The following is an 11431-nucleotide window of genomic DNA, read 5'->3' as shown; positions in this document are numbered from 1 at the left end:
CGCTCAGGCCGGTCCGGGTTCTGCTTCTGCTTCTGCTTCTGTTTCCGGTTCGGTGTCCGGCGCCGGGGGCGGGGAGAACAGGCGCAGGCCCATGGCGCGCAGTTGCCGGATCGTTGCGACCATGATCGCGTGGCGCGCCGCCATCATCCGATCGGCGCTGGCCCGGACATGGAACATCAGTTCCAGCGTCAGCGCGTTGGTGTCGAACGCGGTCAGCCAGGCGTGGTCGAAGCGGCAGTCGCTTTCCGCCTCGACGATGGCCTTCAGCACGGCCGGCAAACTGTCCAGAAGATCCGGGTCGCTGGTGTAGAGCAGCGGCAGGCTGAGCACGACGCGGCGGTTGGTTACCCCGCGCAGGTTGCGGATGACGTCGCCGAGCAGCTTGTCGTTCGAAACGACGAGCTGGTCGCCGTCGACCGAACGAATCCGCGTCGTCTTCAAGCCGATCGCTTCGACCTGACCGGTCAGGTCGGTGTCGAACCGGATCGTGTCGCCGCGCCGGAACGGTTTGTCGAACAGGATCGACAGCGCGCCGAACAGGTCCTTGAAGATGCCTTGCGCGGCAAGGCCGATGGCGATGCCGCCGATGCCGAGTCCGGCGACGAGGCCGGTGACGTTGACGCCGAGATTGTCGAGCACGAGGATCAGCGCGATCGCAAACAGCGCTACCGTGACCAGCAGGCGGATGATGTTGATCGCGTTGCCGAGCGCCTCATGCTCCCCGGCGTCGCTGCGGTATTCGATGAAGCCGATGATCAGTTCGCGCGCCCACATGGCCGCCTGAAACGCGGCGATGACGACGAACAGGAAGTTGAATACCTCCGCCACCGGCTGCGGCGCCTGCGCGAAGTGGACGACGAGCCGCGCCGACAGCGCGAAAATGAACAGGTTGCCGGTCCGCGCGATCGTTCGGCCGATGATCGTCGCCCAGCCCGGTTCCGTCGCCACCCTGTGGCAGAGCTTTTCACCAAGACTGCGGACGAAGCGGAGCAGCAGCGCGATCACCGCCGCCGCGATGACGCCGAGGATGATCTGCGCGCTGTGGGTTTGCAGCCAGTCGACCATCGCCGTCCACAAAGCGGCGATTTCAGCCGGCAGGTCCGGCACGGGGCTAGGTGGCGGGCCGGCGGGCGTCGTAATGGCAACTTCCTTTCAGACAGACGGGCGACTGGCCGGACGGGGCGGGACAGCCGGCCAGGAGCCATGAGTCCGCCGCAACCAGATAGCGCGAGGCAAAGGGCGCGGGCAATTCCCCTGAACCCGCTTCCCCCTGTCAAACACCCGGTTCGGGCGCGCGGTTCCCGCGTCCGGCGGCGGCGCGGTTTCAGGCGGTTGCCGCCGCGTCCCACGTTGGCGGGTACCGCGAACTGATCGAGGGCCGGGTGACCGGCACGCTGTTCGCGCCGGGGGCGCCGGACGCGATCGCCGAGGCGCTGGCCGGGCTGTTCGACGACCGCGCGCAGTGGCCGGCGCGGCGGGAGGCGGCGCGGGCCTATGTGCTGCGCGAGCGGGGCTGGGCGACGAACATTGCGCGCTACGCGCCGGTCTATCACGGCTTGACCGGCCGCCATCCGCTTGGTCTAGCGGCGGGCGGGAGGGCGTGATGGCAATGACCCGGCACAACGAGACGATGCTCTGCGCGGCGGGGTTGGCGCTGATCGCCGTGACCGGGGTGCTGCTTGCGCCGGGCGGGCTTCTGGCGGGGCTGGTCGGGTTGAGCGGGTTGCCGACGCTGCTGCCGGCGGCGGCACCGCCGCTGGGAATGACCGCGCGGTTGTTGATCGCCGCTGCGGCGGCGGTGAGCGTCGGTTTCGGTTTTGTCCTGCTCCTCCACCTGCTGAACCGGGTGCGGCGCGCCCGGCGCCGGCCGGGCGTGGCGGCAGCGTCTGCGACGTTCCGCCCGGTGCCCGATCCGGTGGTAGCCGGGCCGGGCGCGGCGGCGCTGCTCGCACGGCTGGAGGCGGGGCTGGCGCGGCTGGGCGGGCGGCCGCCGGCGGTGACCGCCGAACTGGCCGACGCCGTCCGCCGGATTAGCCGGGGCTAGTCTGCTTCCACCGTCAAAGCCTCGATGACGATGGCGTCGCCTTCTTCAGCGGCGGCGATGTCAGCGACGATATGACCGGGCAGCGGCAGCTCGTCACAGTCCAGCCCGTCGAGCAGCGCCGCGCGTTGGCCGTCCGGGACCATCGCCACCACCCGGTGGCGGGCGCCGGTGAACGTAACGCTGGCCCAGGGACGCGACCGGCTTTCGATGACGGTCAGGCCCGGTGCGCGGCGGGCAAGGCAGCGGCAGAGCGCGGCGAGCGGATCGGCGCGGCGGCTCATTGCGGCTGGCCGGCGATATAGCGGAGGATACGGGCGACCATCCGCGCGCCGGGTTCGCGCCCGTTGCGCAGGTCGTGGACCAGCCGGGGATCGCGCACGGCGTTGCGGCCGAAACGGGTCGGCGGCATCCCCGTCTGCTTCAGAAACGCTTCGATTTGCCGCAATATCGTCATTCTTCCTCTCCGCCAGACTCGGAACAAATAGGGAATATCCTATGTCTGGCAGGATTTCCTACTTGTCTAGGAAAAATCCTATTGCTATATTGTCGGGTATGGACCAGCCCGATCCCCGCGCCGCGCTCGACGCCCTGATCCGGGAAAAAGGCGAGGATTATGCCTCGCTGTCGCGGATGATCGGCCGCAACCCCGCTTATCTGCAGCAATATATCAAGCGTGGCACGCCGCGCCGGCTGGCCGAGGAGGACCGGCAGGTGCTGGCCCGTTATTTCCGCGTGGCGGAGACGCTGCTCGGCGCGCCCGCCGACCGGCCGGCGCGGCCGGTGACGGGGGATATCGCGCGGGTCCGGCGGTTGTCGGTCGACGCCTCCGCCGGCCCCGGCGCGGTGCCGGGCGCGGAGCGGGGGATCGGCGTGATCGGATTCGACCCGGCCTGGCTGCGGCGGCAGGGCGTCGACCCGGCGATGCTGTCGGTGATTGCGGTGGACGGCGATTCGATGGTGCCGACGCTGGACGACGGCGACGAGATACTGGTCGACCGCGCCGACGGCCCGGCCCGCCTGCGCGACGGCATCTATGTGCTGCGGGTCGAGGACACGCTGTGGGTCAAGCGGGTGGCGATGAACCCGACCGGACGGCAGTTCACGATCAAGAGCGACAACCCGGCCTATCCCGTCTGGCCGGATTGCGACCCGGCGGCGATCAACGTCATCGGCCGGGTCGTGTGGGTCGGGCGGCGGATGCCCTGACCGCTAGGGGCGCGGGCTTGGTGAGGGTTGCGGCGGTGCCGGTGTCGGAGAAGACGGCGGCGCCGTCGGGGTGGGGCGGTCGTTTGGCCGCGCCGACAGGTTCAGGCCCTGCGGCCCCAGGTTGATGTCGACGCTGACCGGGCCGAGATCGGTGCCGATCGACAGGGCAGGTCCGTTGCCGATGTCTAGTGTCACGTCGTCGCCCTCCGCTTCGACTGTATCCGGTTCCGGCGCCGGCGGCGGGGCGGCGCCGTCGACGACGCTGGTCATGAAATCCCGCCAGATCCGCGCCGGGACGCCGCCGCCATGGACGCCGCGCAGCGGGCTGTTGTCGTCGTTGCCGACCCAGACACCGGTGATCAGCCCGCCGGCGAAGCCGATGAACAGCGCGTCGCGGTTGTCCTGTGTCGTTCCGGTCTTGCCGAATGCCTGGATGGTGAGGCCGGCCGAGTGGCTGGTGCCGCTGTTGACCGAGGCGGACAGCAGGTCGAGCAGCATGTCGCGCGTCCGCCGGTCGAAATGGCTCTGCCGGTTCCACAGCCGGTCGTACCAGCTGCGTTCCGGCGTGGGCAGGCCATGGGCGGTGACCGGATAGGCGCCGGCGGCGATCGCGGCGAAGGCGGCGGTCAATTCGGTCAGCGTTACGCCGGACGTGCCGAGGGCCAGCGTGGCGTCGGTGCCGAGCGGGCTGGCGATGCCGAGGTCGCGGGCGGCGCGAACCACTTCCTTGACCCCGACCTGCTGGATCAGGCGGGCGGCGACGACGTTGCTCGACCGGGCGAACGCCTCGCGCAAGGTAATCGCCCCGCGATAGCGCCCGTCGCTGTTCTTCGGCGACCAGCCTTCGATGGTGATCGGCGAATCATCGACGATCGAATCCGGCGTCATCCCGGCGCGCAGCGCGGCGAGGTAGACGAACAGCTTGAACGTCGACCCCGGCTGGCGCCGGGCCTGGGTGGCGCGGTTGAACGGGCTGTCGGCGTAGGAGCGGCCGCCGACCATGGCCACCACCCGCCCGTCCGGTCGCATCACGACCATTGCCACCTGCGCCTTGCCGAGCGGCGCCCGGCGGACCGCCCGTTCCGCCGCGCGTTGCAGCCGGCGTTCCAGCGTGCTGTTGACGGTCAGTTCGCTGGTCAGGTCACCGGCGCGTTCGCGCGCGGTGGGCAGCACCCAGTCGGCGAAGTAGGTGCCGCTCGGCAGAGCCTGCACCGGGCGCGGGTTGAGCCGGGCAGGCCCGGCTTCGGCGGCTTCGGCCGGGGTAATGACGGCCGATCGTTCCATCGCCGCGACGACCAGCGCCTGACGGGCCTGAGCACCTTTCAGGTTGCCGGTCGGGGCCAGCCGGGATGGCGCCTTGACCAGTCCGGCGAGCATCGCCGCCTGTGCCACGGTCAGCTTTTCCGGCGGGCGGTTGAAATAGTGCAGGGCGGCGGCGCGCAGGCCGTAGACATTGTCGCCGAAATAGACGCTCGACAGATAGCGTTCGAGAATTTCGTCCTTGGTCAGCCATGCTTCCAGCCAGAAGGCGATCACCGCTTCGCGCAGCTTGCGCCCGGCGGTGCGATCGGCGTTGGTGAAGGCCAGCTTGGCAAGCTGCTGGGTGATGGTGCTGCCGCCCTGACGGACCCCGCCCGCGCGCAGATTGCGCCAGGTGGCGCGGGCGATGCCGATCGGGTCCACTCCCCAATGGCTGCGGAAACGGCGGTCCTCGATCGCGATGAATGCGCCAGGGACATAGGAGGGCAGGGCGGCGACCTTCACCGGCGCGGCGATGACCGCCCCGCGCCGGGCAACCGGTTTGCCGTCTGTATCGAGCAGGGTGATGCCCGGCGGTGCGATCGGTTTCAGCGATTGCGACAGCGGGGCGGTGACCAGCAACCAGGCGACGAGCAGCATGAAACCGGCGAGCAGCGCCAGAGACACCCATTTCAGCCGTTTCCAGAAGCGGCGCGGCGGCGGCAGCGCGGCATCATCGGCCGCCGGGCCGCCGCCGGGCAGGTCAAGATCGTCGCCTGTCGCCTCGCTCTCCACTGTCCTGTTCTACTAACACGCCAGCGGGCGGGCGGCCAACCTAAAAGCGGTCATGCGCCGATGGCGGCGGCAAGCGCCGCCTCCAGCTCCCCGGCGGTGAATGGTTTCGCCAGACAGTGGAGACCGGCGAGCGGATCGGTGCCGGCGGCATAGCCGGAGATGACCAGCGCGTGCAGCCGGGGATGATCCGCGCGGGCGGTGCGGACCAGTTCCGCCCCGCTCATTCGCGGCATAAGCTGGTCGGTGACGATCATGTCGGCGGGGATGCCGCGCCCGAGTGTGGCCAGCGCTTCCGCCCCCGACGGGCATTCGACGACATGATGGCCGAGTTCCGCCAGCATCGCGGCGGTGCTGGTCCGCGCCAGTGGCTCGTCGTCGACCAGAATGATGCGGAGCGGCGCGTGCTGGCGCGGGGGCGCCGCCGGCGCCTTTACCGCTTCCGCCCGGCCTTCGACGATCGGCAGCATGATGTCGATGCGCGTGCCGGCCCCCGGCGTGCTGGTGATGCGGAGCGCGCCGCCGAGCTGCGCCGTCAGACCGTGCGCCATCGACAGACCCAGCCCGGTGCCGGCGCCCTGTTCCTTGGTCGAGAAGAATGGTTCGATCGCGCGGCGCAGCGTTGCCGCGTCCATGCCGGTACCGGTGTCGGCGACGCCCAGCTTCAGATAGGCGCCGGGCGGCAGATCCGCGTCGGCGCGGGCGATGCTTTCCCGGTCGAGGCTGATCGTCAGCGTGCCGCCGCCGGGCATCGCGTCGCGCGCGTTGACCGCAAGGTTGAGCACCGCCATTTCGAGCTGATTGGGATCGGCGATGGCGACCGGCAGGCCGGGGGCGAGCGCGAAGTCGAGCGTGATCGCCGGGCCGAGGGTACTGCGCAACAGATCCTCCATGCCGCGCAGCAGTGTGCCGAGCGCGATCGGCCGCGGATCGAGCCGCTGGCGCCGCGCGAAGGTCAGCAGCCGCTGGACCAGCGTCTTGGCGCGATCGGCCGACTGGAGCGCGGCATCGACCAGCCGGGCGGAGCGCGGATCGGGCAGGCCGCGTCTGGCGATCAGGTCCAGCCCGCCGAGGATCGGTGTCAGCAGATTGTTGAAATCATGGGCGACGCCGCCTGTCAGCTGGCCGAGCGCCTCCAGCTTCTGCGCCTGGCGCAGCGCCTCTCGCGTGCGGTCGAGCGTTTCGGTGCGGTTGCGTTCGTCGGTCACATCGCGGGCGATCGCGTAGACGCGGTCGCCGTCGACCACCGCGTTCCACGCCAGCCAGCGATATCCGCCATCGGCGGCGCGCAACCGGTTGGTGAAGGTGACGCCACTGGTGCCGTGGAGCAGCCCGCGCAGCACGGCGCGGGTGCGGGCGATGTCGTCAGGATGCTCCATCCATTCCGCGGTGCGGCCGAGCAGTTGGTCCTCCGGCCAGCCGAGCAGGGCGGTCCAGGCCGGGCTGGCGCTCAACCAGACGCCGCTCAGGTCGCAGATCATGAAGCCGTCGCGCGACAGTGCCCACAGCCGGTCGCGTTCGCTGGTCCGCTGATGAACACGCGCCTGCAGCACCGTTGCCGCCTTGGCCGCCAGCTCGGCCGCTTCCTTTTCGGTCGTGATGTCTTCGGCAACGCCGACGAACCCGTCCGGCATGCCGCGCGCGTCGAAGCGCGGTTGCGATACCGAGCGCAGCCAGCGCCAGCTTCCATCGACGCGGCGGTAGCGCCCCTCCAGGGTGAAGCGTTCGCCGCTCGCCTCGCCGGCCAGCGATTCGGCGGTTACCCGTTCGCGGTCGTCCGGGTGGAGGATAAGCCGCCAGTCGAAGACCAGCGCCGCGGCCGGATCGGTGCCGAGGAAGTCGACATAGGCCTTGTTGGCGAAGGCGCGCAGCCGGTCCGGCCCGGTCACCCAGATCGGCGCGGGAATGCTGTCGGCGATGCGGCGGAAGCGCTGTTCGCTCTCGCGCAGCGTTTCCAGCGTCAGCCACTGGTCGGTGACGTCCTGGACGAAGGCGTAGAAGCCGACGACCTTGCCGTCGCGAACATGGGGGACATGCTCGACGATGGTCTTGCGGCATTCTCCGCCCAGTGGGAAGTCGACCTCGTAGCGGACCTGTTCGCCGGCAAGGGCGCGGGCGACGAAGGGCTGGCGCGCGGCATAGGTTTCCGCGTCCATGATCGCGCCGACATGCTGGCCCTCGATCTGGGCCACTGACCGCCCGAACCATTGTTCGTAGGCGCGGTTGACGAAGCGGAAGCGGCAGTCGGCGTCGAGATAGGAGATCATCACCGGCATCGCGTCGGCGATGTCGCGGAAGTCGTGGCTCTCACCGTCGGCGCGGTGCGTGGTTGCCGCGGCCAGTTTTGCTTCCAGCGTGGCGATGCGCGCGCGGAGTTCGGCCTGTGATGGCTGCTTCGTCTTCATACGCCGCTTAACGCGCCCGAACCGGAGGAATGCCCCACCACTCTGGATCAAGCCTGGCTGGCCGTCCAGCGCCAAGCGGCGGGGCGGCGCCGATCATGCCGGCGGGCAGCGCCGCCAGCCGGGGCCGCGCACCGCGCGACCCGGCGTCGCCCCGGTCGGGGTGCCACCGCTCAGCACCTGAACGCCGTTGACGAACACGTCGCGGACGCCGGTGGCGTAGACCTGTGGCGTCGCGAAGCTGGCGCGATCGGCAATTTTCGCCGGATCGAGTAGCACGACGTCGGCGAAATAGCCGGTCTTCAGCAGGCCGCGATCGGTAATCCCGATATTGGCGGCGGGCTGCCCGGTCAGCCGGTGGATCGCATCGGGCAGGGTAACGACGGCTTCGTCGCGGACATAATGGCCAAGCAGCCGGGCGACATTGCCATAGGCGCGCGGGTGGGTGCTCGATTGCAGGAAAACCCCCTCCGGCGCCTGCGCTTCCGCGTCGGAACCGAAGCTCATCCACGGTTGGGCAACCAGCTTGCGGACGTTCGCCTCGTCCATCAGGAAATAGATGGTGTCGACGCGGCTGCCGTCGGCGATCACCAGATCGACGATCGTGTCCTCCGGCGTCGTGCCGCGAGACGCCGCGACCTCCGCCAGCGTCTTGCCGGTCAGCGGCTTCAACGCCGGGTTTTTGAACCCGGTCAGCAGCATGCCGGACGGGCCGGCGCCATAGGCCAGGTTTTCCCACCCGTTGCCCGGCGCCTTCATCTCGGCGACGACGCGGGCGCGGATGTCCGGGTTCTTCAGCCGGGCGACCCATTGTTCGACGCCGCCGGCCTGCACCCAGGTGGGCATCGCCGCGTCGAGGCCGGTGGCGCCGGCGGTGTAGGTATACATGTCGGCGGTGATGCGCAGGCCGCTGGCACGCGCCGCCTCGATCCGCGCGATCGCGGCGTCGTATTTGTGCCAGTTGTCGCGGCCGGCCATTTTCAGGTGGTAGATTTCCGCCGGGGCGCCGGTGCGGCGGGCGATATCGACCAGCTCGTCGATCGATTCGAGCAGCCGTTCGCCTTCGGAGCGCATGTGGCTGATGTACATGCCGCCGCATTGCGCCGCCGCGCCGACCAGCGCGACCAGCTCGTCGGTTTCGGCGTAGGTGCCGGGCGCGTAGATCAGCGAGCTGCCGACGCCGAGCGCGCCATCGTCCATCGCCGCGCGGACCAGCGCGCGCATCCGGGCGAGCTGGGTGGGGTCCGGGTCGACATCATCCTCGCCCAGTTCGTGGATGCGGACGGTGGCGGCGCCGACGAAGCTGGCGATGTTCGGTGCCATGCCGCGCTTTTCCATGTAGGCGAAATAGTCGCCGAGGCTGGTCCAGCCGATGGGGTAGCGGATGTCGCCCTGCCGTGCCTGCGCGTCCGCCTTCATCCGCGCGTTCAGCGGCCCCATCGAATCGCCTTCGCCCATTACCTCCAGCGTCACGCCCTGACGGATGTCGCTCTGGCCGAGCGGGTCGGCGATCAGCGAGTCGTTGGCCCAGCTCAGCATGTTGATGAAGCCCGGCGCCACCGCCAGCCCGCGCGCGTCGATTTCCCGCGACGCGCGGCCGGGGACTTTGCCGACCGCGACGATGCGGTCGCCCTTGATCGCGATGTCGCCGGTGACGCCCGTGGCCCCGCTGCCGTCGTAGAGCGTACCGCCCCGGATCGCGATGTCGTAGGCCGGCGGCGGCGCGGCGGTGGCGCCAAGCAGGGTGGCAAGCACAACCGGCAGCAGCAAAGCCTTCATCGCGACTCCCCTTTCGCGCCGACAGCATAAGCGGAGCGGGGGCTGTCACAAGTCCGTCACCGGAATCGCGCATCAATGTAATGGTTTGGCGCGATAGGCCGCAGGCGAACGAAACGTCCGACGGGGGACGCATGGACGCTGTCACGGCCGGAAACCGGCGGCGCTACCGCACCATCTGGATTTCCGACATCCACCTGGGCACGCGCGGCTGCAATGCCGCGATGCTGATCGATTTCCTCGACCATACCGACAGCGACACGCTGTATCTGGTCGGCGACATCATCGACGGCTGGCGGATGCGCAAGCGCTTCTACTGGCCGGCGGCGCACAACGATGTCGTCCGCCGGATCATGAAGCGGGTCCGGCGCGGCACCCGCGTCGTCTACATCCCCGGCAATCATGATGAGATGTTCCGCCAGTTCACCGGCCTCAGCTTCGGCGGCATCGAGATTCGCCGCCGGGCGATCCACGAGACGGCGGACGGGCGCAAGCTGCTGGTCCTCCACGGTGACGAGTTCGACACGGTGATGCTGACCCACCGCTGGCTCGCCTATGTCGGCGATGCCGCCTACGAGGCGCTGATGCGGCTGAACATCGTCGTCAACCGCGTGCGCCAGGCGTTCAAGCTGCCATACTGGTCGCTGTCGAAACACGCCAAGCACAAGGTCAAGAACGCGGTCGCGTTCATCAGTCGGTTCGAGGAGGTCGTCGCCCACGCCGCCGGTGAGCGCGGGGTCGACGGCGTGGTGTGCGGCCACATCCATACCGCCGAAATCCGCGAGATCGGCGGTATCGCCTATTACAACGACGGCGACTGGGTCGAAGGCTGCACCGCGCTGGTTGAGCATTTGGACGGGCGGATGGAGGTGCTGCACTGGGCCGAGGCGATCGCCTCGCGGGAGCGGGCGGCGGCGCGTCCCGTGCGGCTGGCGGCCTGATCGATGCGGATCGCGATCGTCACCGACGCCTGGGCGCCGCAGGTCAATGGCGTCGTCCGCACCTTGCAGGCGGTCCGCGCCGAGCTGGATCGGGCGGGCCACGCCGTGCAGATCATTTCGCCGGACCTGTTCCCGTCGCTGCCATGCCCGACCTACCCCGAAATCCGGCTGGCGATGACCCGCACCGATACCGTCGGCGCGATGCTGGCCGGTTTTGCGCCGGACGCGATCCATCTGGCGACCGAGGGGCCGTTGTGTCTGGCGGCGCGGCGCTGGTGTCTGCGGTACGGGCTGGATTTCACCACCGCCTACCACACCCAGTTTCCCGACTATGTGGCGCGGCGCACCGGCGTGCCGGCGGATTGGGTGTGGCGCTATATCCGCTGGTTCCACGCCCCGGCGAGCGGCGTGCTGGCGTCCACCCCGTCGATCCGCCGGTTGCTGTCCGCCCACGGCATCGTCAGGCTGCGCCATTGGGGCAGGGGGGTGGACCTGACCTGCTTCACCCCGAACGCGCCGCCACCGCCACTGTTCGCCGGGCTGCCCCGCCCGATCCAGCTGTATGTCGGGCGGGTCGCGGTCGAGAAGAATGTCGAGGCGTTCCTGAAGAGCGCCGTGCCGGGCAGTAAGGTTGTCGTTGGCGAAGGGCCGGCCCGCGCCGCGCTGCGGGCGCGCCACCCCGACGCGCATTTTCCCGGCGCGCTGAGCGGCCGGGCGCTGGCCGGCGCCTATGCCGGGGCGGATGTGTTCGTGTTTCCAAGCCGGACCGACACGTTCGGGTTGGTGATGATCGAGGCGCTGGCCTGCGGCAGCCCGGTCGCCGCCTATCCGGTGCCGGGGCCGCTGGACGTGCTGACCGGTGCGACAGGGGTGATGGACGCCGATCTGGCGGCGGCGATCCGGCGCGCGCTGATGCTGCGCCGTGCCGATTGCGCCGCGCATGGCAGGAGCTTCAGCTGGGCGGAGAGCGCGGCGCAGTTTGTCGAGGCACTGGTTCCGCTGCCCGGGGCGGGGCGGATCGCCGCCTGAGC

Annotated in this window: 11 protein-coding genes; 5 read left to right on the top strand and 6 right to left on the bottom strand. The window is 69.7% G+C overall.

Annotated elements, in window-relative coordinates:
- Positions 1 to 3: 3 nt before the first annotated feature.
- Complete coding sequence (locus tag ACMT1E_RS07525) at positions 4 to 1107, bottom strand: mechanosensitive ion channel family protein (protein ID WP_414903156.1); 1104 nt, start codon at positions 1105 to 1107, stop codon at positions 4 to 6.
- Between the two features lie 275 nt (positions 1108 to 1382).
- On the opposite strand from ACMT1E_RS07525, the gene ACMT1E_RS07520 reads away from it, so the two are divergent.
- Together ACMT1E_RS07520 and ACMT1E_RS07515 are read left to right on the top strand one after the other, a co-directional pair.
- On the top strand, positions 1383 to 1604 hold the full coding sequence (locus ACMT1E_RS07520) for a glycosyltransferase (protein ID WP_414903155.1): 222 nt from the start codon (positions 1383 to 1385) through the stop codon (positions 1602 to 1604).
- Entirely contained in the window at positions 1604 to 2044 is a 441-nt protein-coding gene (locus tag ACMT1E_RS07515; RefSeq protein WP_414903154.1) for a hypothetical protein, read from the top strand. The genes ACMT1E_RS07520 and ACMT1E_RS07515 overlap by 1 nt, the downstream gene beginning before the upstream one ends.
- On the opposite strand, the gene ACMT1E_RS07510 is transcribed toward ACMT1E_RS07515, so the two are convergent.
- On the bottom strand, positions 2041 to 2325 hold the full coding sequence (locus ACMT1E_RS07510; protein WP_414903152.1) for a hypothetical protein: 285 nt from the start codon (positions 2323 to 2325) through the stop codon (positions 2041 to 2043). The two genes, ACMT1E_RS07515 and ACMT1E_RS07510, sit on opposite strands and share 4 nt — an antisense overlap.
- Complete coding sequence (locus tag ACMT1E_RS07505) at positions 2322 to 2498, bottom strand: hypothetical protein (RefSeq protein WP_414903150.1); 177 nt, start codon at positions 2496 to 2498, stop codon at positions 2322 to 2324. The genes ACMT1E_RS07510 and ACMT1E_RS07505 overlap by 4 nt, the downstream gene beginning before the upstream one ends.
- 98 nt (positions 2499 to 2596) lie before the next feature.
- Here ACMT1E_RS07505 and ACMT1E_RS07500 point away from each other — a divergent pair, with 98 nt between their 5' ends.
- Complete coding sequence (locus ACMT1E_RS07500) at positions 2597 to 3250, top strand: helix-turn-helix transcriptional regulator (RefSeq protein WP_414903149.1); 654 nt, start codon at positions 2597 to 2599, stop codon at positions 3248 to 3250.
- A 3-nt stretch (positions 3251 to 3253) separates the two neighbouring features.
- On the opposite strand, the gene ACMT1E_RS07495 is transcribed toward ACMT1E_RS07500, so the two are convergent.
- The 3 genes from ACMT1E_RS07495 to ACMT1E_RS07485 all read right to left on the bottom strand — a co-directional run bounded on the left by ACMT1E_RS07495 (position 3254) and on the right by ACMT1E_RS07485 (position 9462).
- Positions 3254 to 5284 carry a transglycosylase domain-containing protein gene (locus ACMT1E_RS07495; protein WP_414903147.1) on the bottom strand — a complete coding sequence of 677 codons (2031 nt, stop codon included), beginning with the start codon at positions 5282 to 5284 and terminating at the stop codon, positions 3254 to 3256.
- A gap of 50 nt (positions 5285 to 5334) precedes the next feature.
- Positions 5335 to 7686, bottom strand: coding sequence for a PAS domain S-box protein (locus tag ACMT1E_RS07490; RefSeq protein ID WP_414903146.1), 2352 nt, complete (start codon positions 7684 to 7686; stop codon positions 5335 to 5337).
- A gap of 93 nt (positions 7687 to 7779) precedes the next feature.
- Positions 7780 to 9462: an N-acyl-D-amino-acid deacylase family protein gene (locus ACMT1E_RS07485; RefSeq protein ID WP_414903144.1), complete on the bottom strand. Its 1683-nt coding sequence runs from the start codon at positions 9460 to 9462 to the stop codon at positions 7780 to 7782.
- 131 nt (positions 9463 to 9593) lie between these two features.
- Here ACMT1E_RS07485 and ACMT1E_RS07480 point away from each other — a divergent pair, with 131 nt between their 5' ends.
- Positions 9594 to 10400: a UDP-2,3-diacylglucosamine diphosphatase gene (locus ACMT1E_RS07480; RefSeq protein WP_414903143.1), complete on the top strand. Its 807-nt coding sequence runs from the start codon at positions 9594 to 9596 to the stop codon at positions 10398 to 10400.
- A gap of 3 nt (positions 10401 to 10403) precedes the next feature.
- On the top strand, positions 10404 to 11429 hold the full coding sequence (locus tag ACMT1E_RS07475) for a glycosyltransferase family 4 protein (RefSeq protein WP_414903141.1): 1026 nt from the start codon (positions 10404 to 10406) through the stop codon (positions 11427 to 11429).
- The last annotated feature ends 2 nt before the right edge of the window (positions 11430 to 11431 follow it).

This window comes from Sphingomonas flavalba (assembly GCF_047553045.1).
Classification (GTDB): domain Bacteria; phylum Pseudomonadota; class Alphaproteobacteria; order Sphingomonadales; family Sphingomonadaceae; genus Sphingomonas_L; species Sphingomonas_L flavalba_A.
Note: the sequence above shows the minus strand (reverse complement) of the source record. Positions and strands in the feature narration are given on the sequence as shown.

Excerpts from the sequence above, each read along its gene's own strand:
- ACMT1E_RS07515 (WP_414903154.1), top strand. The coding sequence starts at position 1,604 with ATGGCAATGACCCGGCACAACGAGACGATGCTCTGCGCGGCGGGGTTG.
- ACMT1E_RS07510 (WP_414903152.1), bottom strand. The coding sequence starts at position 2,325 with ATGAGCCGCCGCGCCGATCCGCTCGCCGCGCTCTGCCGCTGCCTTGCC.
- ACMT1E_RS07505 (WP_414903150.1), bottom strand. The coding sequence starts at position 2,498 with ATGACGATATTGCGGCAAATCGAAGCGTTTCTGAAGCAGACGGGGATG.
- ACMT1E_RS07500 (WP_414903149.1), top strand. The coding sequence starts at position 2,597 with ATGGACCAGCCCGATCCCCGCGCCGCGCTCGACGCCCTGATCCGGGAA.
- ACMT1E_RS07490 (WP_414903146.1), bottom strand. The coding sequence starts at position 7,686 with ATGAAGACGAAGCAGCCATCACAGGCCGAACTCCGCGCGCGCATCGCC.
- ACMT1E_RS07485 (WP_414903144.1), bottom strand. The coding sequence starts at position 9,462 with ATGAAGGCTTTGCTGCTGCCGGTTGTGCTTGCCACCCTGCTTGGCGCC.
- ACMT1E_RS07480 (WP_414903143.1), top strand. The coding sequence starts at position 9,594 with ATGGACGCTGTCACGGCCGGAAACCGGCGGCGCTACCGCACCATCTGG.
- ACMT1E_RS07475 (WP_414903141.1), top strand. The coding sequence starts at position 10,404 with ATGCGGATCGCGATCGTCACCGACGCCTGGGCGCCGCAGGTCAATGGC.